The organism is Paracoccus stylophorae, assembly GCF_028553765.1.
In the GTDB taxonomy this organism is placed as follows: Bacteria; Pseudomonadota; Alphaproteobacteria; order Rhodobacterales; family Rhodobacteraceae; genus Paracoccus; species Paracoccus stylophorae.
In genome coordinates, this window is record NZ_CP067134.1 from 393307 (window position 1) to 414944 (window position 21638).

Here is a 21638-nt window from a genome sequence, read left to right on the forward strand (position 1 = left end):
CTTGCCTCCATGACGGGGGTCGTTCCGGCGGTTCAGCCCAGCAATCGCACCAGACCCAAGGTGACGAAGGGAAAGGCCACAAGCGCCGCGATGCGGATCACGTCGCTGATCAGGAACGGCAGCACGCCGCGAAAGCTTTCGATCATCGGCACGTCCTTGGCCATGCCGTTGATGACAAAGACGTTCATGCCCACCGGCGGGGTGATCAGCCCGACCTCGACCACCACGACGGCAAGGATGCCGAACCAGATCAGCGTTTCTTCGCGCGGCATGCCGAAATCCAGCCCCGCGATGATCGGATAGAAGATCGGGATCGTCAGCAGCAGCATGGACATCGAATCCATCACGCAGCCCAGCACCAGATACAGCACCAGCATCGCGAGCAGGACCAGCATCGGCGTCAGGCCGGAATTCTGGATCGCATCGGCAAGCAGCATCGGCGTCCGGGTCTGCGCCAGAAACGCGTTGAACGTCTCGGCCCCCAGAAGGATCAGGAAGATCATCCCCGAGGTGACGGCGGTGCCGCGCAGGCAATCCGCGATTCCCCTCAGCCGCATCCCGCCATGCAGCACCGCCAGCAATCCGGTGCCGAAGGCGCCGACGGCGGCGGCTTCGGTCGGCGTGAACCAGCCGCGATACATGCCCACGATGACCAGCGCGAAGATCACGATCAGCGTCCAGGTCTCGCGCAGCGCGCCAAGCCGTTCGGCCCAGTTCGCGCGCGGGCCGGCCGGACCGTCATCGGGATTGCGGCTGACGAAGATGGCCACGGCGACCATATAACCGAGCGCGGCCAGCACGCCGGGCACCAGTGCCGCCACGAACATCTTGGCGATGCTTTGTTCGGCCATCAGCGCATACAGCACCAGGATCACCGAAGGCGGGATCAGGATGCCAAGCGTACCGCCCGCCGCCAGCGATCCGGTGGCCAGCGCGCCGCTGTAGTTGTATCGCTTCATCTCGGGCAGGGCGACCTGGCCCATGGTGGCGGCGGTGGCCAGCGACGAGCCGCAGATCGCGCCGAAGGCCGCGCACCCGCCGATCGAGGCCATGGCCAGCCCGCCCTTGCGATGCCCCAGAAACGCCGCCGCCGTGCGATACAGTGCCCGGCTCATCCCGGCCTTGGTGGCGAATTCGCCCATCAGCACGAACAGCGGAATGACCGACAGCGAATAGGTCGAGAACTGGTAGTAGGTCGAGGTTTTCAGGAACGCCAGCAGCGGCGTCGTTCCCGTCCACAGCCCATAGCCGCCGATGCCGACGCCCAGCATCGCGACCCCGATGGGGATACGCACCGCCATCAGCGCCAGCAGCACCGCGAACCCCGTCAGCCCGGCGGCGATCCCCGTCATGCCCGCGCCTTTCCGGCGCGCGCCATGCGCAGATGGCCGATCATGGTGGCCGCGGTGGTGGCGACCAGCAGACCCATCGCCGGCAGGACGATCACAAAGCTCCACCAGACGGGGATGCGCAGGACCATCGACTGCTCGCCGTATTGGCGCATCTCAAGCCCGCCATGGATCATGCGCCACAACAGCAGCGCGGCGATCAGCAGATACAGAAGGTCGCCCACCGCCTCCAGAAGATGGTTCGTCTGCGCGCTGGCCTTCTGGGTGAAGAAATCCACCACCACGTTCCCGCCGGTGGCCTGACACCACGGCAGAAAGCAGAAGATCGCGACGGCGCTGCCGATCTCGACCAGTTCGAAATCGCCCGGAATCGGCGCGCCCAGGATCGTCCGCTTAGCGACGCTGACGACCGTCATCAGCATCATCGCCAGCAGGGCAAGCCCGCCGAGACCGGCAACCGCGCGGCACAGCGCCGTCAGCCAGCCGGGCAGCGGCACGGGATGGGCGTGTTCGGTCAGCGGTTCGTCCATGGCGTGCCCCCCTCGCGGTCCGCGTTACTCGGCCTGCGCCTGTTCCAGCATGGAACGCGCGTCTTCCAGCATCGCCTGCCCGTCATGTCCGGCATCGTCCATGGCCTGCACCCATGCGTCGATGACCGGCTGGCTGGCGGTTTTCCATTCGTCCAGATCGTCCTGGGCAATGATCGTGATCGTGTTGCCGGCATCGACGGCCTTCTGCCGTTCGGCCTCTTCGGCCTGATCGAACGCCTCGCCTGCCAAGGTGGCCAGCGCGGTGCCGGAATTGTCGTCGATCACCTGTTTCAGATCGTCGGGCAGGGCGTCATAGGCCCCCTGATTCATCACCAGCGCCATGACCGAGGTGGACAGCCCGCCATTCTCGCGCCCGAACTCGGTGTGATCCTTGGTGACGCTTTCGATGCGCAGGCTGCCGAACACCTCCCACGGGATGACCGCGCCGTCGATGACGCCGGTGGTCAGGGCCTGCGGCACCTCGGGGACGGGCATGCCCACGGCCGTCGCGCCAAGCGCGTTCAGCCCGTCGGTCATGGTGCGCGAGGGCGCGCGGATCTTCAGCCCCGACCTGTCGGCCATCGCCGCGACCGTCCTGTCCTTGGTGTGCAGCTTATAGGCGGCGGGCGCGTGGATCAGCAGCGGATGCACATCCTTCAGCTCATCGCCCAGATATTTCGCCTGATAGTCCTGCAACGCCATCGTGGTCTCGGTCGCGGTGCCGGCCATGAAGGGCAACTCGAACGCCTCGGCCATCGGGAACCGGCCCGGTGTATAGCCCAGCAGCGTCCATGCCACGTCCACCACGCCGTCGCGGGCCTGGTCGTAAAGCTGCGGCGGCTTGCCGCCCAGCTGCATCGAGGGATAGATCTGCACGTCGATGCGGCCGCCCGACTGCTCCTCGACCGCCTGTTCCCACGGTTCCAGCACGCCTTTCTGGATCGGCGCGTCGGCCGACAGGAAGTGATGGACGCGCAGCGTGACCTCTTGCGCGGCGGCGGCGGTGGTCATCGCGGCGGCGGCGACGCTGGCAAGCAACAATCTGTTCATGTGGTTTCCTCCCGTTGATCTGTCATGTCCGGGCCTGCGCGGCGGCATCGCCCGTGTTCCGTTCGGGCGCAAGGATATGCGCCCAGTCATGGCCCGGCGCGTGGCGCGACAGCGCCCCGGCCAGGGTTTCGGTCCTGTCCGCCGCAAGATCGGCCAGCGCCGCGGCGACCAGCCGCAGGGCGCCTGCGCGCGGCATGTGGCGGGCAAGGTGAAACCCCGCCGCCTCGGCCAGCATCGCGCCGCGATCATCGGCAAAGCTGCGCCCGATGCCGCAGGACAGGGGCGTCAGCGTCTCGGCCAGGTCCTGCGCCAGACGCAGCGCGGCGCCGGTGCGGATGACCATGTCGGGCAGCACCTGCCATTCGATCGCCAGCGCGCTGCCGTCGCGTTCCTGCGCGTGCACCATCGCCTGATGCAGCGTGCCGACCGCCCCCGCGTTCAGCCGGGCGATGCCGACCAGCGCCTCGGCCGCGACTGGGTTCGATTTCTGCGGCATGGTTGACGATCCGCCGCCCGTGCCTGCCGCGACCTCGCCGATGCCCGACTGTCCCAGCAGGATCAGATCGGAGCCCATCTTGCCCAGGCTGCCGGTGACAAGCCCCAGCCAGCCGCCCAGTTCCACGATCCCGTCCCGCGCCGCGTGCCAGGGGATATCGGGCGCGGACAGATCCAGTTCGTCCGCCAGCGCCTTGCGGATCGCGGGCATCTGCGGCGCCAGCGCGGCGCCGGTTCCCGCCGCGCCGTAAAGCGAGACATGCAGCAGGCGCGGGCGCAGTTCGGCCAGCCGCTGCCCATGCCGGGCCAGCGGCGCGCGCCAGACGGCGATCTTGGCCCCCAGCGTCGTGGGTGCCGCGACCTGGAACCGGGTCCGCGCGGGGATCGGCAGATCGGCATGGTCCGCTGCCTTCGCGGCCAAGGTCGCGTCCAGCCGCAGCAGCCTTTCGTGAAGGATCTGCAACGCCTCGCGCAGTTGCAGGATCAGCGCGCTGTCCTGAATATCCTGCGAGGTGGCGCCGAAATGCACCCAACCGGCATGATCCGCACAGGCATCCTTCAGCGCGCCGACCAGCGCCTGCGCCGGAATCCCGGCCCTGGCGGCGGGCAGGGCCAGATCGCGCGGGTCCGGCGACAGATTGTCGGCCGCGTGCGCGATGGCGTCGGCCGCCGCCTGCGGGATGATGCCCATGCGGCCCTGCACCCGCGCCAGCGCGCCCTCGACCCGCAGCATCGCGGCAAGCTGGGCCGGCGCGTCCATGATCGCGCCAAGCCGGTCGTCGGCGAACAGGCCGTCGGTCAGGGTCATGCGGCGGTCAGGCCCAGGATCTGGCGCGCCTGCGCCGGCGTCGCCACCGCCCGGCCGTATTTGCCGCACAACTCGACCGCGCGTTCCACCAGCGCCGCGTTCGAGGGCGCCAGCGTGTCGCGGTCCAGCCGGACATTGTCCTCAAGCCCGGTGCGCGCGTGACCGCCCGACGAGATGGCCCATTCGTTCAGCGTCAGCTGGTTCGGCCCGATGCCGGCCGCGCACCACGGCGCGTCCTCGCCAAACAGCCGCGCGACGGTGCGGATGTAGAAATCGAGCACCTCGCGATCCGCCGGCATGGCGTTCTTGACGCCCATCACGAACTGGACATAGGGGCGGTCGCGCAACCGCCCGTCCTGCCACATCTTCGCGGCCTGGAAGATATGCGACAGATCGAAGGCCTCGATCTCGGGCATCACGTCGTGTTCGATCATCTGCGCGGCCAGCCAATCGACCAGATCGGGCGGGTTTTCATAGACGCGGGTCGGGAAATTGTTCGACCCGACCGACAGGCTGGCCATGTCGGGCGACAGCGGCAGCATCCCGCCCCGTGCCTGTCCCGCGCCGGAACGCCCGCCGGTGGACAATTGCACGATCATGCCGGGACAATGCGCCCGGATGCCCTCCATCAGCGCGGCGAAGCGGTCGGGATCGCTGGTCGGCTTGCCCTCGTCGTCGCGGACATGGCAATGGGCGATGGTCGCGCCGGCCTCGAACGCCTGATGGGTGGAGTCGATCTGTTCGGACACGGCGATCGGAACGGCGGGATTGTCCTGCTTGGTCGGCAGGCTGCCGGTGATCGCCACGCAGATGATGCAGGGTGTGGTCATGATGGCCCTCAGATGTCGAAAAAGACGGTCTCGTCCTCGCCTTGCAGGCGGATGTCGAAACGATACCGCGGGACGCCGTCGCGTTCGCCGTCGCGGCGCGCGATCAGGGTCGCGCGGCGCCGTTCCCATTCGATCAGGTTGATCACCGGATCGTCGGCATTCGCCTGCGCCTCGTCCTCGAAATACATGCGCGTGTTCAGGCCAAGATTGATGCCGCGCGCCACGATCCACAGGTTCAGATGCGGCGCCATCGGGCGGCCGTGGCGGCCCATCACCGCCCCCGGCTTGACCGTGTCGAAACCCCATTCGCCGGTTTCGAAATCGGTGATGACCCGGCCCCAGCCGCGAAACCCGTCCTCGACCTCCTTGCCGCCTTCGGGATGGGCGTAATAGCCGTCGGCATTGGCCTGCCAGACCTCAAGCAGGACGTCCTTGACCGCGCTGCCGGTGCCGTCGATCACCAGCCCCTCGACCCGGATGCGCTGGCCGCGTGCGTTCGGCCCGGCGATGTCGTGGCCCAGTTCCTGGTCATAGATATGGAACCCCGCCGCCCCCGGCGCCAGCCCGATATGGACATAGGGGCCGGCGGTCTGGGACGCGGTCTCGCGCAGGTAATGCAATGTCTGCGGCATGGTCAGTTCCCCTCCAGCCGGTTCTCGAACAGGGTCGAGCGGCGACCCCGCAGAACGATGTCGAACTTGTAGGCGATGGAATCCAGCGGGATCGTGGCGTTCAGGTCCAGCTTGGCGATCAACTGTTCGATCGCGTCGGGATCGGGAATCGTCTGCACGATCGGGCAATGCGGGATCAGGGGATCGCCCTCGAAATACATCTGCGTGATCAGCCGCTGCACGAAGCCCGAGCCGAACACCGAGACGTGGACATGCGCCGGCCGCCAGTTGTTGACCCAGTTGCGCCACGGATAGGCGCCGGGCTTGACCGTGCGGAAATAGTAATAGCCGTTCTCGTCCGTCAGCGTCCGCCCGCAGCCGCCGAAATTGGGGTCGATGGGCGCCAGATAGGTGTCCTTGCGGTGGCGATAGCGTCCGCCGGCATTGGCCTGCCAGATCTCGACCAATGTCTCGGGCACCGGGCGGGCGTTTTCGTCCAGCACGCGGCCGTGGACGATGATGCGTTCGCCCACCGGGTCGCCGTCCTTGGCATAGTTGCGGATCAGGTCGCGGTCGATGGGGTCGATGTCGCCGTGCCCGAAGACCGGGCCGGTAATCTCGCTGAGGGAATTCTGCAACGAGATCGGCGCATAGCGCGGGCTGCGCGCCGCCGATGTCTTGTAATTCGGGGTCAGGGCGGGCGGATGCACGTTGCGGTCGCGCTGATAGAATTCGGCATGTTTCATCTGCGGTCCTCGGGGTCTTGCGCATCCATCTGGGCAAAGGTCTCGCGGGCCAGTTTCAGCGCATGGTTGGCGCACGGCACGCCGGCATAGATCGCCACGTGCTGGAACGCCTCCAGCACGTCGCGGCGGCTGGCGCCGGTGCGGGCGGTGGCGCGGATATGCATCGGAATTTCCTCGAAGTTCTTGGTCGCGGCCAGCAGCGCCAGGGTGATCATCGACCGTTCCCGGCGGCTGATCCCGTCGCCGGCCCAGACCGTTCCCCAGGCCGCGTTGGTGATCAGATCCTGGAACGGCGTGTCGAGATCGGTCTTGGCCGCCTCGGCCCGGTCCACATGGGCATCGCCCAGAACCTCGCGCCGCACCTGCATCCCGCGCTGGAAGCTGTCAGACATGGCCGATCTCCTTCAGAAAGCGGGTCAGGATGGCGGCGTATGCGCCCGGCGCTTCGACGCAGGGAATATGGCCCGCGCCGTCGATGACGTCGAACCGCGCATCCGCGATCAGATCGGCGGTGTCGCGCACAAGGTCGGACGGGGTCGAGCCGTCAAGCGCGCCTGCGATCAGCTGCACCGGCAGGTCAAGCTGCGCCGTCGCGTCGCGCAGATCGGCCGAGGCCAGCGCCGCGCAGCACGCCACATAACCTTCCAGCGGTTGGCGTTCCAGCATGCGTTGCCAGGGCGCGGCGGCACCGCTGTCGCGGAAGGCGGGCGAGAACCAGCGTTCCATGGTCGGGGCAGCGATGCTGGCCAGCCCGTCCGCGCGGATCGCGGCGATGCGGTCGTTCCACATCGCGGCATCCCCGATCCTTGCGGCGCTGTTGGAAATGACCAGCCCGGCCAGCAGGTCGGGATGGCGCGCGGCCAGCGACTGCCCGATCAGCCCGCCGATGGACAGGCCGACGAACACGACCCGCGACAGGCCGACATGGCGGATCAGCCCGGCCGCGTCATCGGCCATCTGTTCGATGGAATAGGGACCGGGGGTTTCCTGGGACAGGCCGTGGCCGCGCTTGTCATGGCGCAGGATGCGCAGCCCGTCGGGCAGATGCGGCAGCAACGGGTCCCAGACCCGGAAATCGGTTCCCAGAGAGTTGGAAAAGACCACGGCCGGGCCGTCCACCGGCCCCTGATCGGCATAGTGCAGATCGACATCGTTTACCCGTGCGTTCAGCATCAGTATGGCAACCCCACATAATTTTCCGCAAATGCCTGCTGCTGTGCCCGGTTGTCGCGCAGGAAGGCGATATCGGCCTGCTGCATCTTCAGATCGAACGGGCTTTGATCGGGATAGCGGTGCAAAAGCCCGCTGAACCACCAGCTGAAGCGTTCCGCCTTCCAGACCCGCAGCAACGCCCGTTCGGAATAGCGGTCGATCCCCTCGCTGTCGCCGTCTTCGTAATACTGGCGCAGACCGTGATACAGGTAATGCACGTCGCTGGCCGCCAGGTTCAGCCCCTTGGCGCCGGTCGGCGGCACGATATGGGCGGCGTCTCCGCACAGAAACAGCCGGCCCCACCGCATCGGCTCGGTCACGAAGGACCGCAGCGGGGCGATGGATTTCTCGATGCTGGGGCCGGTTTCCAGCCGCTCGGCGACGGAGTCGGGAATGCGCCGCTTCAGTTCCGACCAGAAGGCCGCATCGGTCCAGTCATCGGGGTGATCGGACAACGCGCACTGGATGTAATAGCGCGACAGATTCTCGTTCCGCATCGAACACAGCGCAAAGCCGCGGTCGGAATTGGCATAGATCAGCTCGTCATGCACCGGCGGCGTGCGCGACAGGACGCCCAGCCAGCCGAAGGGATAGGTCTTTTCGTATTCGCGCCGCACGTTCAGCGGAATGGTCTGGCGGCTGATGCCGTGGAACCCGTCGCAGCCGGCGACGAAATCGCAGTCCAGCCGGACCTCATGGCCGTTTTGGGTAAAGGTCACGCTTGGCGCGTCGCTGTCGGCACCGTGGATCTGGACGTGATCGACGTTGAATTCGGTCCGTGCGCCGACCGATTCGCGGGCATCGTAAAGATCGCGCGTCACCTCGGTCTGGCCATAGACGATCACCGGCGTGCCGGTCAGCGTCTTGAAGTCGATATGGAACATCTCGCCCTCGACGGCGATCTGGGTGCCGTCATGGACATGGCCTTCGCCGTGCAGCCGGTCGGCCACGCCCGCCTCTTCCATCAGCTTGACCAGCCCGGTTTCCAGAACGCCGGCCCGGATCCGCCCCAGGACATAGTCGCGCGTCTTGCGTTCCAGAACCACCGCCTCGATGCCGCGGCGATGCAGAAGCTGTCCCAGCAACAGACCCGACGGGCCTCCGCCGATGATGACGACCTGTGTGCGCATACGACCCTCCTCCTGTGGCAAACCATCACATATGGAAATCACCAAGTAAAATGAGATATTCGCGTCGATACTTGCCGAAACGGGAAAGCATGGACCGGCGCATCAAGATCAGACATCTTCAGGCCCTGGCCGAGATCGTCCGTCAGGGCAGCTTGAAGGCGGCGGCGCGGCATCTGTTCCTGACGCAGCCGGCCATCTCGCGCACGCTGACCGAGCTTGAGGATATCGCCGGCGCGCAATTGCTGAAACGCGGTCGCGGCGGCGTGTCGTTGACGCCCGAGGGCGAGTTCTTTCACGGCTATGCGCAGCGCAGCCTGTCGGCGTTGGAGGAGGGGCTGGCCGGGATTCACGATGCCGGCCGCGAAGGCGCGATGCGGCTGCATGTCGGCGCGCTTCCGTCGGTCGCCGCCCGCCTGATGCCCGAGGCGGTGGCCGAGCTGTCGCGTCTGGCGCCGCGGATGCGGCTGACCATCGCCGACGGCGCGCACGGACATCTGACCGCGCTGCTGCGCGCCGGCGATCTTGATCTGGTCATCGGCCGTCTGGGCGATCCGGCGACGATGCAGGGTCTCAGCTTCACCCAGCTTTATCTTGAGGATGTGGCGGTGGTGGTCCGTCCCGGCCATCCGATCCTGTCCGATCCCGATCTGCGCCGCGTTCAGGATTTCCCGGTGATCTACCCGCCGCCCTCGGCCGCGATCCGGCCCTTTGTCGAACGGCTGCTGATCGCCAACGGCATGACCCGGCCCGCGCGCCGGATCGAGACGGTGTCCGGCGCGTTCGGCCGCGTTCACGTGCGCCAGAGCGATGCGGTGTGGTTCATCTCGTCCGGGGTGGTCGCGCGCGAGGTGGCGGATGGCAGGCTGGTGCGGCTGCCCATCGCGACCGGCCTGACCGAGGGGCCGATCGGTCTGATGGTGCAGGCCGACAGCGCCGACAGCCCGGCGCGCGAAATCTTCGCGCAGGCGGTCGGGCGGGCGCTGCGGCGTCTTGGCCTGTGTTAGCGGCCCTGCACCGCAGCGCCCGGAACGATCACCCGGCTAGCCGGTCTTCGCGTTCCCAGAACCGCAACCCCCGGCATGTCCTGACGAAGCTGTCGATATCGTCGGCATCAAGCTTCAGCATCCCATCATCCGCGTCCGGCAACGCCCCCACCGCCTTCAACAGCGGCGCGGCCGCGTCGGTCCAGCCGATGAACTTGGCGTGGGCAAAGGCATCGCTGGCGAAATCCTGCGACGGCTTGTCGCCGGCCAGCTTGCGGCCCTCATCCTCGGACAGCACGATGGCCACCGCGTCGAACAGGACCGACGGGCCGCCGTCGATCTTTTCGTCCGCCGGCTTTCGCGTACCGTCCGACAGCGTGACCCCCTGGATATGGGGCGCGACGATGGCCACCATCGCGCCTTCCGCCTTGAACGCCTTTTCGATGGCCGAAACCAGTGCCGCATCGGCCCCGTCGGACAGATACAGGCCCAGCTTGCGGCCCGCAAAGCTGTCGGGGCCGTTCTTCAGAATGCTGAGCGCGTCCGACGGCGGCAGATCGGTGATCGGCTCGCGCGCGGGCTTTGCGGGCTTCGGCATGTCGGTCACGCCCAGACCCTTGGCGACGGCATGGGCCAGATCGTCATGGACATTCATCAGATGGCTCAGCATCCGCAGCCGGATCTTTTCGTGCTGGCATTTCGACAGCTCGAACGTATAGCCGGCGGCGATATGGCGCTGTTCCACGGGGGTCTGGCTGATCCAGAACTGGCGCGCCTGGCTGTAGTGATCGGCGAAGGTTTCCGACCGCGTGCGCTGCTTTCGGCCCTCGACCTGTTCGGGATAGCTGGTAAAGCCGAGCTGCGGGTTTTCGCGCGGACCGCCATCCTCGCCCCAGCTGTTGGGTTCGTAATTCGCCCGGCCTTTGGGGTTCATCATCGCCATGTGCCCGTCCTGCTGGAAATGATGGATCGGGCATTTCGGGGCGTTGATCGGGATATGGGTAAAGTTCGGTCCGCCCAGCCGCTTGGTCTGCGTGTCGAGATACGAGAAATTGCGCCCCTGCAACAGCGGATCGTTGGTGTGGTCGATGCCGCGCACGATGTTCTGGGTGCAGAACGCGACCTGTTCGGTCTCGGCAAAGAAATTGTCCACATTCGCGTCCAGCGTCAGCGTGCCGATGATCTGGACCGGAACCTGTTCCTCGGGGATGATCTTGGTCGCGTCGAGGATGTCGAATTCGAAGCTGTCCGCGAAATCGTCGTCGAACACCTGGATGCCCAGATCCCATTGCGGGAAATCGCCCGCGTCGATGGCGTCCCACATGTCGCGGCGGTGGAAATCGGGATCGGCGCCGTTGATCTTGACGGCCTCGTTCCAGACGACCGATTGCAGCCCCTGACGCGGCTTCCAGTGGAACTTGACATAGTGCGACTGGCCGTCGGCGTTGACCAGCCGGAAGGTGTGGACGCCGAACCCCTCCATAAAGCGGAACGAGCGTGGAATGGCGCGGTCCGACATCTGCCACATCGTCATGTGCACCGCCTCGGGCGACAGCGAGATGAAGTCCCAGAAATTGTCATGGGCGGATTGCGCCTGCGGAAAGCCGCGATCCGGCGCCTCCTTGACCGAATGCACAAGGTCGGGAAACTTGATCGCGTCCTGGATGAAGAAGACGGGAATATTGTTGCCGACCAGGTCCCAGTTGCCTTCCTGCGTATAGAATTTCGTGGCGAACCCGCGCACGTCGCGGGCCAGGTCGAACGATCCCTTGTTGCCGGCCACGGTCGAGAACCGCGTGAAGGTCGGGGTCTTTTCGCCTTCGCGCTGGAATATGTCGGCGCAGGACAGTTCCGGGATGGCCTTGGTCAGTTCGAAATGACCGTGCACGCCATAGCCGCGCGCATGGACCACCCGTTCGGGAATGCGTTCGTGGTCGAAGTGGAAGATCTTTTCGCGCATCACGTGATCTTCCAGCAGGACGGGGCCGCGCGCCCCGGCCTTCAGCGAATTCTGGTCGTCCGCAATCGGCCCGCCCTGGGCCGTTGTCATCGTCCGGTCGCGCGACGTGGTCTGCTGCCGCGGCTCTCCGCCGTCTCCCAGTTCCAGTTCTTTCATGTCCGATCCCCATTGTGTCCGAAGGTTAGCGGGGACGCGGAAACGATGCCCGTGGCATCCGCCCTCCCCCCTGTTTCGCGATGGCCCGGCATGCCTGCCGGCTGCCGGCACGAAACGCGGAACCCGGGCGGAAGTTTCGCGAAATCCGCAGCCTTGCGCGGCGTGGGTTCCGGCCCTGACATCAGATCATCGGCTTGCCGCCGGTGACCGCAACGATCGCGCCCGAGACATAGCTGGACATCGGATCGGCCAGCATCACATAGGCCGAGGCAAGCTCGACCGGCTGCGCGGGCCGGCCCATCGGATAGTTCTTGCCGAAATTGGCGACCTTTTCCGCGTCCATGCTGGCCGGGATCAGCGGCGTCCAGACCGGGCCGGGCGCGACCGCGTTCACGCGGATGCCGCGTTCGGCCAGCATCTGGGCTAGACCCATGGTGAAGTTCTGGATCGCGCCTTTCGTCGTGGCATAGGCCAGCAGGGTCGGGTTCGGATCGTCGGAATTGATCGAGGCCGTGTTGATGATCGCCGAGCCGGGCTGCATATGTCCGACCGCCGCCTTAACCAGATAGAACATCGCGTGGATATTGGTGGCGAATGTGTATTGCCATTCCTCGTCCGAGATCTGTTCGAGATCGTCGAACGTCATCTGATGGGCGGCGTTGTTCACCAGAATGTCGATCCTGCCGAACCGGTCGGCGGCTTCCTGGATCACGCGCTGGCATTCCTCGGGGCGGGACAGGTCCGCGGCGATCCGCAGACAGTCGCGCCCGGCGTCCTCGACCAGCGCGGCGGTCGATTTCGCATCCTCGGTTTCCTTCAGATAGACCAGCGCGATGTCGGCGCCCTCGCGGGCATAGGCAATCGCCGTGGCGCGTCCGATGCCGCTGTCCGCGCCGGTGATCACGGCGGTCATGCCCGACAGCCGGTCGCGGCCTTTCCAGCTGTCCTCGCCGTGGTCGGGAACCGGGTCCATCTTCTGGAAACTGCCGGGCAGGTCCTGCTGCTGTTCCGGAAATGGCGGTTTTGGAAACTGTGTCATCTGTCAACCTCCTGGTTGCATGTGCCTGCGCCCCTGCCTGCGCCCCTTGCTGCGGCGGTGCCGGGACGAATCGCCTGTCGGTCGAAAACCGTTCCGCGCGGCGGCGGTTCCCCGCGCCGGAGAAATCCGCCGATCCGCGCCGCGTGTCAGCTTCCCGGCGTGACGTGGCGGGAGGGTCCGACCGCCCGTCTTGACGCGTTCTGGCGCCCGATCTAGACCGCAGCCGGTTTTTTCCGGCAGCAGGATGGCGCAGATGGCGGCAGGGCATCACGGACCGGCATCAGGCCAGCATCGCTTGCAGGCGGCGGTGTCGCCCCGGATCGGCCGGTGGATGGCGGTTCTGATGACGGGCATCCTGCTGGCCGGCTGCGCCGACCGGCCTGGGCCGCAATCGCTGTTGCCGGTCATGGGCGCGCCGCGCGCCGCGGCCGAACTGACGGTCTTTACCGCCACGGATCGCGCGCTGGCCGCGACGCAGCCGCCCGTTTATGGCGGCGGTCGCGGGCCGATGACCTATGAGCGATACGCGCTTGACGCCGGTGAAGGCGACGTTGCCCCTTCGGCGGATGCAGACTTTGCGGTGGTCGCGCGGCAACGCCTTGACCGCGCGGGCTTTCTTGACCGTGTCGGCGATCTGGCCGCGCAGCCCGACCACAAGATCGTCGTCTTCGTGCACGGCTACAACAACAGCTATCAGGAGGCGGTGTTCCGGCTGGCCGATCTGGCGCTTGAGGTCCGCCAGCAGGCGGTGCCGGTGCTGTTTTCCTGGCCGTCCGAGGCGACGGTGACCGGTTATGTCTCGGATCGCGATTCCGTGGCCTATGCGCGCGGCGATCTGGCCGATCTGCTGACGGACCTGACGGCGACGGGCAGGCCGGTCGTCCTTGTCGGTCACAGCATGGGCGGTTGGCTGGTGATGGAGACGCTGCGGCAGTTGCGACTGGACGGGCGCGGCCATGTGATCGCGGGGCTTGAGGTCGGGCTGGTATCGCCGGATATCGACCTTGACGTGTTCCGCACGCAGGTCATGGCGGTGGGCCGGCTGTCGCCGCCGCTGACGGTGCTGACCTCGCCCGACGACCGGGTGCTGGCGGCCTCGGCCCGCGTGGCGGGGGGCAGGATGCGGCTTGGGGCGGTGCGCGCGGACGATCCGCAGATCCGCCGGATGGCGCAGCAGGCCGGGGTCAGGCTGATCGACATCTCGGCCCTGCCGGCCAGCGACGCGACCAATCACGACCGGATGCTGGCCGTCGTGGCGCTGCGCGCCGCGCCGGTGCGCTCCAACCCGCTTGAGGATCTGCGCCAGACCGGGGCCTATGTTCTGGGCGGCGCCGGTCGGCTGATGAACCGGACCGGGCTGGTCGGCCCCTGATCCGGCCGGCCGCGCAGTCGCCCGATTGACCGCTTGTGCCGCGCCGGCGATCCGTGCTGTCATCGACGGGCTGCGCCCGGCGCACCGCGCCGGACACGGCGCGCCGACGACCGCCAGGGAAATAAAAGGAGAATCGCTTGTCCCAGGAACAGACCCCGCGCCTGCATGTCATCATCGCCTCGACCCGCCCCGGGCGGATCGGTCCGTCCGTCGCGCGATGGTTTCACGACTTCGCGGCCGGACATGGCGGGTTCGACGCGCATCTGGTCGATCTGGCCGATTTCAACCTGCCGGTCTATGACGAGCCTGTTCACCCGGCCCGCGGCGATTACCGCAACGCGCACACGAAAGCCTGGGCCGACAGCGTGGCGGCGGCCGACGCCTATGCCTTCGTGACGCCGGAATACAATTTCTTCCCGACGCCCGCATTGGTGAACGCGCTGAACTATGTCTATCGCGAATGGAACTACAAACCCTGCGGCTTTGTCAGCTATGGTGGGGTATCGGGCGGATTGCGGGCGGTGCAGGCGACTAAGCTGCTGGTGACGACGCTGAAGATGATGCCGATGGTCGAAGGGGTGGCGGTGCCGATGGCCGCATCCATGATCGACGACAACGGGGATTTCGGGTCGAACGACCTGATCGACAAGTCGGCGACGACGCTGCTGGACGAGATGCGCCGCTGGACAATCGGCCTGCGCGCCATGCGCGAGGCGGGCTGAGCGGGGCGGGGTGAACCGCGCAACAGGACGACACCGGGCAAGCGGAGTTTCAGGGAGGGGACCGGAATGAACGGCGATCCGGACGGGCGGCGATGCAGGCGGGCCTGACGCCGCAGATCCTGCCCGCCGCGGCGGACGCGGTGCTGGTCCGGTTCGCGCTGCGGGCCGAGCCGCAGGCGATGGCGGCGGCGCAGGTCATGGCCCGCCAGCTTGACGCCGACACGCCCGAGGGCGTGGTCGAGATTGCGCCGGCCCTGGTCTCGGTCCTGCTGCGCTTCGATCCGGCAGTGGTGTCCCGCGACGATCTGGTCCGGGCGCTGTTGCCGCAGGCCACGGCCATCGCAGAGCAGCGACCGGACCCGCCCCCGCCGCTGCGCCGCTGGACGATCCCGGCAGTTTTCGGCGGCGAACACGGCCCGCATCTGGACGACGTCGCGGGAAGTCTGGGCCTGTCGCCGGATCAGGCCGTGCAGCAGCTTTGCCGCGCCGATCTGCGCGTGCTGACCATCGGCTTCGCGCCGGGCCAGCCCTATATCGGGCTGCTGCCGCCGGCGTGGGACCTGCCGCGCATGGCGGATCTGGCCCCGCGCGTGCCCGCAGGCGCGGTGGTGGTGGCGGTGCGCCAGATCGTGATGTTCGGTGCCGCCTCGGCGACCGGGTGGCGTCAGGTCGGATGCAGCGCCTTTCGCACCTTCCTGCCCGACCGCGAGACGCCGATGCCGCTGCGCGCCGGCGACGCGATCAGATACAGCTCCATCCCGGCCGAAGAAATGGCCGAACTGTCGAAACGGTCCGACGGCATGGGCGGCGCAACGGTCGAGGTGCTGGAATGACCGCCATCCGCATCGAAAAAGTCGCGGGCATGCTGACGGTGCAGGACATCGGCCGGCCCGGCCATCTGGCGCAGGGGCTGTCGCGCGGCGGCGCGATGGACCGGCTGGCCCTGATCGAGGCGGCGGCCCTGCTGGGCGCCGACCGTCCGCTGGCCGCGATCGAGATGGCCGGCGCGGGCGCGCATCTGTCGGTCGCCGCGCCGATGCGCATCGCGCTGACCGGCGCGCCCATGACCGCGATGCTGGACGATGCACCGCTGCGCTGGCACGCAAGCCATCTTGTGCAGCCGGACCAGACCCTGCGGATCGGGTCGGCGCAGGCGGGGGTCTATGGCTATGTCACGCCGGCGGGCGGGCTGCGGACGCCGCTGTGGCTGGACAGCCGCGCCGCGCATCTGAACATCGGCATCGGAAGGATGCTGAATGCGGGCGACAGGCTTGACTGCGGCGACGATCCCGCGCCGCAGGGCGCTTCGCGCATTGTCGAACCCGAGGCACGGTTTCAGGGCGGCGAATTGCGCGTCACCGACGGCCCCCAAACCGCGCTGTTCGACGACGATGTGCTGGAGGCGTTCTTCAGCACCGGTTTCACGCGCGGCAGCCGCGCCAACCGACAGGGAATACAGCTGGACACCGACAGCCGCTTCACCTCGAATCACGCCGCCGGGCTGGCATCTGACATGATCGGGCCGGGCGATCTGCAAATGACAGGCGACGGTCTGCCCTTCGTGCTGATGGCGGAATGTCAGACCATGGGCGGCTATCCCCGGATCGGCCGGATCGTGCCCGCCGATCTGCCGCGCATGGCGCAGGCACCGGCGGGATCGACCCTGCGGTTCCGGCGGCTGACATGGCCCGAGGCCGATGCCGCCTTCCGAACCGAGGCCGACACGCTGCGCGAGGTTGCGGCGCGCTGCCGGAACCTGATCCGCGATCCGGCGACGATCCCGGATCTGCTGTCCTATCAACTGATCGGCGGCGTCACCGCGGGCCGCGAACTGGAGGCCGGGCGATGAAGATCGACATGAATGCCGATATGGGCGAAAGCTTTGGACCCTGGCGGATGGGCAACGATCAGGCGTTGCTGGACCATGTGACCTCGGCCAATATCGCCTGCGGGTTCCATGCCGGCGATCCGGACGTGATGGCGCGGACGATGCGGATGGCGGCGCAGAACGGCGTCGGCATCGGCGCGCATCCGGGGTTTCACGACCTTCAAGGCTTCGGCCGCCGGCGGATGCGCCTGTCCTCGGACGAGATGGGCAACATGGTCGCCTATCAGCTTGGCGCGGCGCGCGGCATCGCGGCGGCGGCGGGGGCGCAGGTGCGGCATCTGAAACTGCACGGCGCGCTGTCGAACATGGCCTCGGAGGATGCCGGCATCGCGCGCGCCTGCTTTGACGCGGCGCTGCGGGTCGATCCGGATCTGATCCTCGTGGCGCTGGCCGGAACCGCGATGGAGGCCGCCGCCCGCGATCTGGGCGCGCGCGTGGCCGCCGAAATCTTTGCCGACCGCGCATACGAGGACGACGCATCGCTGGTCGATCGTAGCAAGCCGGGCGCGGTGCTGCACGACCCGGTCGCGGCCGCCGAACGGGTCATCGCCATGCTGCGCGACAAGGCGATCCACAGCATCGGCGGCAAGCGCATCCCCTGCCGGATCGACACCGTCTGCATCCATGGCGACGGACCCGAGGCGGTGCCGTTCGCCCGCCAGTTGCGCCGGGAACTTGCCGCAGCCGACATCCAGCTGCGCATGTTCGACTGACGCGGGCGCGGCTTGTGCGCGGGCGTGGCCGGATCACACAGATGTGCAGCCGCCCAATCCAAGGGTGAAACTGGGCCGCGGGTCTGCTATCCTGCGGTTGAACATCGTTCAGCCCGCTGGATTTTCAGGGCAGGTCCCGACCGCTTCGGCCTGCCCGGTCCCCGGGCCCCTGAAGGGGGAGGAGGCAGCCATGAATGACAAGACAATCGGAAACCCGGTCAGCTGGGCGGCGCAGAAAGTGGCCGGGATGGGCCGCGGCGTCGGCTCGGCCGTGGACGGGATCAGCAGCCACGATCTGGCCCGCCCGCAGATCAACAGGATCGGCGCGGACGACATCAGGTCGGCGCTGAAGAAGGGCGTCGAGGATTTCGGGGCGCTGCGATCGGACGTGATCTTTCTGGTGGTGCTGTATCCGGTGATCGGCTTCGTGCTGGCGCTGTGGTCCTTCAACACCGACGATCTGCACCTGCTGTTCCCGCTGGTCGCGGGGTTTCCGCTTGTCGGGCCGGTCGCGGCCCTGGGGCTGTACGAGTTGAGCCGGCGTCGCGAACGCGGCGAGGACGCGAACTGGAGCGCGGCGCTGGACACGCTGACCGGACGGATTCTGGGGCCGGTGATCATGCTGTCGCTGCTGCTGGTGGCGATCTTCACGCTGTGGATGCTGGTCGCGCACGCGATCTGGTCCGCAACGCTTGGGCCGGCATCCTATGACGGGCTGTGGGACTTTCTGGGCACGACGCTGAGCACGGCCGAGGGCTGGACGATGATCGTCGTCGGACTTGCCGTGGGCTTCGTGTTCGCAGCGGTCACGCTGTGCATCAGCATGGTGTCGTTTCCGATGATGATCGACCGGCAGGTCGGCGTGCCGGTCGCGCTGGCGACCTCGTTCGCGGTCGCGCGGCGCAATCCGGGCACGACCGCGTTGTGGGGCCTTGTCGTCGCCGTGGCGCTGATGGTGGGCATGATCCCGCTGTTCGCCGGTCTGGTCGTGGTGCTGCCCATCCTTGGCCACGCGACCTGGCATCTTTACCGCAGCGCGGTGGCCGAACCCGAAATCGCGAGCCGGGCGGCCGCCTGAAAAACGCCGGACCGCGCGCGATGCGTGCGCGGTCCGCACGTTCCTCTGCCGGCTACAGCAGCAGCAGGATCACCCCCGTCGCCAGCGCGCCGACCGTCAGGATGATGGCCAGGATCAGCATCCGGGTCTGGGATTGCCCCTCGATGTCGTGCTGATCCATCCGGGCGCGGGCACGCCGGCATTTCAACACCGCCGCCCAGAAGATGAGGATCGCGGCGAGGATGAAGATTTCGGCCGCGCTTTTGGCGATCCAGGTTTGCTCGCTGTCCTTGAACACCGCCTTCAGGCCAAGCGCCAGCGCAACGCAGGCCATCCCGGTGCGCATCCATCCGGCGAATGTCCGTTCGTTGGCAAGGACGGTGCGATCCTCGGCCCATGCGGTTCGGGTATCGGCAAGATCGTCCGCGTCGGGATCGTCCGGCGTCTTGGTGTCAGGCAATGGCGTGATCCTTGGCAAGTGACGGGCGGGAGCCCGATGCCAGTCAACCATGTTCAGCGCCATCCGGCCAAGGGCCACGGCAATGCGCGGCACATGAAAGACGCGAAACCCTGTCCGATATTAACCGGCATCCGCGCGGCGGTCCGGTTCCGTCCGGTCGGCGCGGCATCCAGGAATCGGCAAAAAACGGATGAAGTGGTGAGCCCGACAGGATTCGAACCTGTGACCCACTGATTAAAAGTCAGTTGCTCTACCAACTGAGCTACGGGCCCATCGCACGGGCCGCTTACTAGGATCGGGGGCCGGGGGCGTCAAGCGGAAAAATCGGGACCACTGGCGCAACTGCCTGCGCGGGTCTATATGGCGCGGCATGAACACGCGCCCTCTGGCCGGCCTGCCATTCATGAAGATGCACGGGCTGGGAAACGATTTCATGGTGATCGACCTGCGCGCGGGCGGCACGGCGCCCGCGCCGCAGACCATCGCGCGTCTGGCCGACCGCCATCGCGGCGTCGGTTTCGATCAGTTCGCGGCCATCTCCCATGACGACGATGCCGATCTGCGGCTGAGGTTCTGGAACGCCGACGGCTCGACCAGTTCGGCCTGCGGCAACGCGACGCGCTGCATCGCGCGCTTCGTGATGGACCAGACCGGCCGCGACCGGCTGCGCCTGCGCACCGATCACGCGGTCCTGCTGGCCGAGGATGCGGGGCAGGGATCGACGCGGGTGAACATGGGCGCGCCGGTGCTGGACTGGCAGGCGATCCCGCTGGCGCGGGCGGTGGATGTCGATCATCTGCCGGTGCCGGGCGATCCGGTCGCCACGGGCATGGGCAATCCGCACATGACGTTCTTCGTGCCGGACGCGGATGCCGTCGATCTTCAGGCGTTCGGGCCGGCGCATGAACATCACCCGCTGTATCCCGCCCGCACCAATGTCGAGATCGTGCAGGTGATCGCCCCGGATGAGATCAGGCTGCGGATCTGGGAACGCGGGACCGGCCCGACGCTGGCCTCGGGGTCGTGTTCCTGCGCGGCGGCGGTGGCCGCGGCGCGGCGCGGGCTGACCGGGCGACGGGTCCGGGTGCATGTGCCCGGCGGCACGCTGCTGATCGACTGGCGCGAGGACGGCGTCTGGATGGAGGGGCCGACCGCGCATGTGTTTTCGGGTGTGATCACGCCCGACTGGCTGTCGGCATGAGCGCGCCGGTCTTTTCCACCCTTGGCTGCCGCCTGAACGCCTATGAGACCGAGGCGATGCGCGAGATGGCCGAGGCTGCCGGCCTGACGGGGGCGGTGGTGGTGAACACCTGCGCCGTGACGGCCGAGGCGGTGCGCAAGGCGCGGCAGGAGATCCGCCGGCTGGCGCGCGAGAACCCGGGCGCGCCGGTGATCGTGACCGGATGCGCCGCGCAGACCGAGCCCGAAACCTTTGCCGCGATGCCCGAGGTGACGAAGGTCATCGGCAATCACCAGAAGATGCAGCCCGAGACCTGGACCCGGCTGCACGCCCCCGATCTGATCGGGGACACCGAAAAGATCCGCGTGGACGACATCATGTCGGTCCGGGAAACCGCCGGCCATCTGATCGACGGGTTCGGGCGGCACCGCGCCTATGTGCAGGTCCAGAACGGCTGCGATCACCGCTGCACCTTCTGCATCATCCCCTATGGGCGCGGCAACTCGCGCAGCGTGCCGGCGGGGGTGGTGGTCGAACAGATCCGGCGGCTGGTCGGGCGCGGCTTCAACGAGGTGGTGCTGACCGGCGTCGATCTGACCTCCTGGGGCGCGGATCTGCCGGGGACGCCGCGTCTGGGCGATCTGGTGATGCGGGTCCTGCGGCTGGTGCCGGATCTGCCGCGCCTGCGCATCAGCAGCATCGATTCGATCGAGGCGGACGACAACCTGATGCTGGCCATCGCCACCGAATCGCGGCTGATGCCGCATCTGCACCTGTCGTTGCAGGCGGGCGACGACATGATCCTGAAGCGGATGAAGCGGCGGCATCTGCGCGACGATGCGATCGGGTTCTGCGACGAGGTCCGGCGGCTGCGGCCCGACATGGTGTTCGGCGCCGACATCATCGCCGGATTCCCGACCGAGACCGAGGCGATGTTCCGCAACAGCCTGGACCTGGTCGAGGAATGCGGCCTGACATTCCTGCACGTGTTCCCCTATTCCGCCCGCAAGGGAACGCCCGCCGCGCGGATGCCGGCGGTGCCCGGCCCCGCGATCCGCGAACGCGCCGCCCGGCTGCGCGAGGCGGGCGACAGGGCGCTGCGCCGCCATCTGGACGCGCAGATCGGCCGGTATCACCGCGTCCTGACCGAGGGCAGCCGGATCGCGCGGACCGAACAGTTCACCGAGGTCGCGCTGAGCCACGACCGGCCCGAGGGCACGTTGCTGGATCTGCGGATCACCGGCCATGACGGGCGCAGATTGACCGCGTGAGGCGTCGTTTGCCGCTGACGCGGCGATGGCAAGGGGGCGCTGCCCCCTTGCACCCCCGAGGTATTTGGGAAGAGTG

At 67.4% G+C, this 21638-nt stretch carries 22 protein-coding genes and 1 tRNA gene; 9 read left to right on the top strand and 14 right to left on the bottom strand.

Translation table 11 applies throughout. The features are described from left to right. Positions 1 to 32: 32 nt before the first annotated feature. The 10 genes from JHW45_RS01890 to pobA are packed head-to-tail and all read right to left on the bottom strand — an operon-like array spanning position 33 to position 8761. Positions 33 to 1352, bottom strand: a complete 1320-nt coding sequence (locus JHW45_RS01890) for a TRAP transporter large permease (protein ID WP_272859275.1) — start codon at positions 1350 to 1352, stop codon at positions 33 to 35. After that, positions 1349 to 1879: a TRAP transporter small permease gene (locus JHW45_RS01895; protein WP_272859276.1), complete on the bottom strand. Its 531-nt coding sequence runs from the start codon at positions 1877 to 1879 to the stop codon at positions 1349 to 1351. Before JHW45_RS01895 ends, JHW45_RS01890 begins: the two co-directional genes overlap by 4 nt. Before the next feature lie 24 nt (positions 1880 to 1903). Then, a complete protein-coding gene (locus JHW45_RS01900; protein WP_272859277.1) occupies positions 1904 to 2929 on the bottom strand; it encodes a TRAP transporter substrate-binding protein in 1026 nt (341 codons plus the stop codon). A gap of 22 nt (positions 2930 to 2951) precedes the next feature. Then, positions 2952 to 4232 (bottom strand): lyase family protein, encoded by a 1281-nt coding sequence (locus JHW45_RS01905; protein ID WP_272859278.1) that lies wholly within the window; start codon positions 4230 to 4232, stop codon positions 2952 to 2954. Further along, complete coding sequence (locus JHW45_RS01910) at positions 4229 to 5062, bottom strand: 3-oxoadipate:acetyl-CoA acetyltransferase (protein WP_272859279.1); 834 nt, start codon at positions 5060 to 5062, stop codon at positions 4229 to 4231. The genes JHW45_RS01905 and JHW45_RS01910 overlap by 4 nt, the downstream gene beginning before the upstream one ends. A gap of 8 nt (positions 5063 to 5070) precedes the next feature. Next, the gene (gene pcaG, locus JHW45_RS01915; protein WP_272859280.1) at positions 5071 to 5694 is read right to left on the bottom strand and encodes a protocatechuate 3,4-dioxygenase subunit alpha; all 624 of its coding nucleotides are present in this window, start codon (positions 5692 to 5694) and stop codon (positions 5071 to 5073) included. A 2-nt stretch (positions 5695 to 5696) separates the two neighbouring features. Further along, positions 5697 to 6419 (bottom strand): protocatechuate 3,4-dioxygenase subunit beta, encoded by a 723-nt coding sequence (pcaH, locus tag JHW45_RS01920; RefSeq protein WP_272859281.1) that lies wholly within the window; start codon positions 6417 to 6419, stop codon positions 5697 to 5699. Further along, entirely contained in the window at positions 6416 to 6811 is a 396-nt protein-coding gene (gene pcaC / locus JHW45_RS01925; protein ID WP_272859282.1) for a 4-carboxymuconolactone decarboxylase, read from the bottom strand. The genes pcaH and pcaC overlap by 4 nt, the downstream gene beginning before the upstream one ends. Continuing rightward, positions 6804 to 7592, bottom strand: a complete 789-nt coding sequence (pcaD, locus tag JHW45_RS01930) for a 3-oxoadipate enol-lactonase (RefSeq protein WP_272859283.1) — start codon at positions 7590 to 7592, stop codon at positions 6804 to 6806. The genes pcaC and pcaD overlap by 8 nt, the downstream gene beginning before the upstream one ends. After that, positions 7592 to 8761: a 4-hydroxybenzoate 3-monooxygenase gene (gene pobA / locus JHW45_RS01935; protein WP_272859284.1), complete on the bottom strand. Its 1170-nt coding sequence runs from the start codon at positions 8759 to 8761 to the stop codon at positions 7592 to 7594. The genes pcaD and pobA overlap by 1 nt, the downstream gene beginning before the upstream one ends. Positions 8762 to 8850: 89 nt before the next feature. Here pobA and pcaQ point away from each other — a divergent pair, with 89 nt between their 5' ends. Next, complete coding sequence (pcaQ, locus tag JHW45_RS01940) at positions 8851 to 9765, top strand: pca operon transcription factor PcaQ (protein WP_272859285.1); 915 nt, start codon at positions 8851 to 8853, stop codon at positions 9763 to 9765. Positions 9766 to 9793: 28 nt separating this feature from the next. Here pcaQ and JHW45_RS01945 read toward each other — a convergent pair whose 3' ends face one another. Beyond that, a complete protein-coding gene (locus JHW45_RS01945) occupies positions 9794 to 11860 on the bottom strand; it encodes a catalase (RefSeq protein ID WP_272859286.1) in 2067 nt (688 codons plus the stop codon). Between the two features lie 181 nt (positions 11861 to 12041). Continuing rightward, positions 12042 to 12899: an SDR family oxidoreductase gene (locus JHW45_RS01950; protein WP_272859287.1), complete on the bottom strand. Its 858-nt coding sequence runs from the start codon at positions 12897 to 12899 to the stop codon at positions 12042 to 12044. A gap of 253 nt (positions 12900 to 13152) precedes the next feature. On the opposite strand from JHW45_RS01950, the gene JHW45_RS01955 reads away from it, so the two are divergent. From JHW45_RS01955 to JHW45_RS01980, 6 genes are all read left to right on the top strand, one after another. Further along, positions 13153 to 14271, top strand: coding sequence for an alpha/beta hydrolase (locus JHW45_RS01955; protein ID WP_272859288.1), 1119 nt, complete (start codon positions 13153 to 13155; stop codon positions 14269 to 14271). 137 nt (positions 14272 to 14408) lie between these two features. After that, positions 14409 to 14993: an NADPH-dependent FMN reductase gene (locus JHW45_RS01960; protein ID WP_272859289.1), complete on the top strand. Its 585-nt coding sequence runs from the start codon at positions 14409 to 14411 to the stop codon at positions 14991 to 14993. A 92-nt stretch (positions 14994 to 15085) separates the two neighbouring features. Continuing rightward, positions 15086 to 15826 carry a 5-oxoprolinase subunit B family protein gene (locus JHW45_RS01965; RefSeq protein WP_272859290.1) on the top strand — a complete coding sequence of 247 codons (741 nt, stop codon included), beginning with the start codon at positions 15086 to 15088 and terminating at the stop codon, positions 15824 to 15826. Beyond that, positions 15823 to 16842 (top strand): 5-oxoprolinase subunit C family protein, encoded by a 1020-nt coding sequence (locus JHW45_RS01970; RefSeq protein WP_272859291.1) that lies wholly within the window; start codon positions 15823 to 15825, stop codon positions 16840 to 16842. Before JHW45_RS01965 ends, JHW45_RS01970 begins: the two co-directional genes overlap by 4 nt. Beyond that, positions 16839 to 17594 carry a LamB/YcsF family protein gene (locus JHW45_RS01975; protein ID WP_272859292.1) on the top strand — a complete coding sequence of 252 codons (756 nt, stop codon included), beginning with the start codon at positions 16839 to 16841 and terminating at the stop codon, positions 17592 to 17594. The genes JHW45_RS01970 and JHW45_RS01975 overlap by 4 nt, the downstream gene beginning before the upstream one ends. 190 nt (positions 17595 to 17784) lie before the next feature. Then, positions 17785 to 18672: a DUF2189 domain-containing protein gene (locus JHW45_RS01980; protein WP_272859293.1), complete on the top strand. Its 888-nt coding sequence runs from the start codon at positions 17785 to 17787 to the stop codon at positions 18670 to 18672. 52 nt (positions 18673 to 18724) lie between these two features. Here the strand turns inward: JHW45_RS01980 and JHW45_RS01985 are convergent, their stop codons facing one another. Then, positions 18725 to 19111, bottom strand: a complete 387-nt coding sequence (locus tag JHW45_RS01985) for a YidH family protein (RefSeq protein ID WP_272859294.1) — start codon at positions 19109 to 19111, stop codon at positions 18725 to 18727. A 196-nt stretch (positions 19112 to 19307) separates the two neighbouring features. Next, positions 19308 to 19383 (bottom strand) — tRNA-Lys (locus JHW45_RS01990). A 98-nt stretch (positions 19384 to 19481) separates the two neighbouring features. Between JHW45_RS01990 and dapF the strand changes: the two genes are divergently transcribed. Further along, positions 19482 to 20312, top strand: a complete 831-nt coding sequence (dapF, locus tag JHW45_RS01995; RefSeq protein ID WP_272859295.1) for a diaminopimelate epimerase — start codon at positions 19482 to 19484, stop codon at positions 20310 to 20312. Further along, positions 20309 to 21562 carry a tRNA (N(6)-L-threonylcarbamoyladenosine(37)-C(2))-methylthiotransferase MtaB gene (gene mtaB, locus JHW45_RS02000; protein ID WP_272859296.1) on the top strand — a complete coding sequence of 418 codons (1254 nt, stop codon included), beginning with the start codon at positions 20309 to 20311 and terminating at the stop codon, positions 21560 to 21562. The genes dapF and mtaB overlap by 4 nt, the downstream gene beginning before the upstream one ends. Positions 21563 to 21638: the final 76 nt, after the last annotated feature.

Excerpts from the sequence above, each read along its gene's own strand:
- JHW45_RS01890 (WP_272859275.1), bottom strand. The coding sequence starts at position 1,352 with ATGACGGGGATCGCCGCCGGGCTGACGGGGTTCGCGGTGCTGCTGGCG.
- JHW45_RS01895 (WP_272859276.1), bottom strand. The coding sequence starts at position 1,879 with ATGGACGAACCGCTGACCGAACACGCCCATCCCGTGCCGCTGCCCGGC.
- JHW45_RS01900 (WP_272859277.1), bottom strand. The coding sequence starts at position 2,929 with ATGAACAGATTGTTGCTTGCCAGCGTCGCCGCCGCCGCGATGACCACC.
- JHW45_RS01905 (WP_272859278.1), bottom strand. The coding sequence starts at position 4,232 with ATGACCCTGACCGACGGCCTGTTCGCCGACGACCGGCTTGGCGCGATC.
- JHW45_RS01910 (WP_272859279.1), bottom strand. The coding sequence starts at position 5,062 with ATGACCACACCCTGCATCATCTGCGTGGCGATCACCGGCAGCCTGCCG.
- pcaG (WP_272859280.1), bottom strand. The coding sequence starts at position 5,694 with ATGCCGCAGACATTGCATTACCTGCGCGAGACCGCGTCCCAGACCGCC.
- pcaH (WP_272859281.1), bottom strand. The coding sequence starts at position 6,419 with ATGAAACATGCCGAATTCTATCAGCGCGACCGCAACGTGCATCCGCCC.
- pcaC (WP_272859282.1), bottom strand. The coding sequence starts at position 6,811 with ATGTCTGACAGCTTCCAGCGCGGGATGCAGGTGCGGCGCGAGGTTCTG.
- pcaD (WP_272859283.1), bottom strand. The coding sequence starts at position 7,592 with ATGCTGAACGCACGGGTAAACGATGTCGATCTGCACTATGCCGATCAG.
- pobA (WP_272859284.1), bottom strand. The coding sequence starts at position 8,761 with ATGCGCACACAGGTCGTCATCATCGGCGGAGGCCCGTCGGGTCTGTTG.
- pcaQ (WP_272859285.1), top strand. The coding sequence starts at position 8,851 with ATGGACCGGCGCATCAAGATCAGACATCTTCAGGCCCTGGCCGAGATC.
- JHW45_RS01945 (WP_272859286.1), bottom strand. The coding sequence starts at position 11,860 with ATGAAAGAACTGGAACTGGGAGACGGCGGAGAGCCGCGGCAGCAGACC.
- JHW45_RS01950 (WP_272859287.1), bottom strand. The coding sequence starts at position 12,899 with ATGACACAGTTTCCAAAACCGCCATTTCCGGAACAGCAGCAGGACCTG.
- JHW45_RS01955 (WP_272859288.1), top strand. The coding sequence starts at position 13,153 with ATGGCGGCAGGGCATCACGGACCGGCATCAGGCCAGCATCGCTTGCAG.
- JHW45_RS01965 (WP_272859290.1), top strand. The coding sequence starts at position 15,086 with ATGCAGGCGGGCCTGACGCCGCAGATCCTGCCCGCCGCGGCGGACGCG.
- JHW45_RS01970 (WP_272859291.1), top strand. The coding sequence starts at position 15,823 with ATGACCGCCATCCGCATCGAAAAAGTCGCGGGCATGCTGACGGTGCAG.
- JHW45_RS01975 (WP_272859292.1), top strand. The coding sequence starts at position 16,839 with ATGAAGATCGACATGAATGCCGATATGGGCGAAAGCTTTGGACCCTGG.
- JHW45_RS01980 (WP_272859293.1), top strand. The coding sequence starts at position 17,785 with ATGAATGACAAGACAATCGGAAACCCGGTCAGCTGGGCGGCGCAGAAA.
- dapF (WP_272859295.1), top strand. The coding sequence starts at position 19,482 with ATGAACACGCGCCCTCTGGCCGGCCTGCCATTCATGAAGATGCACGGG.
- mtaB (WP_272859296.1), top strand. The coding sequence starts at position 20,309 with ATGAGCGCGCCGGTCTTTTCCACCCTTGGCTGCCGCCTGAACGCCTAT.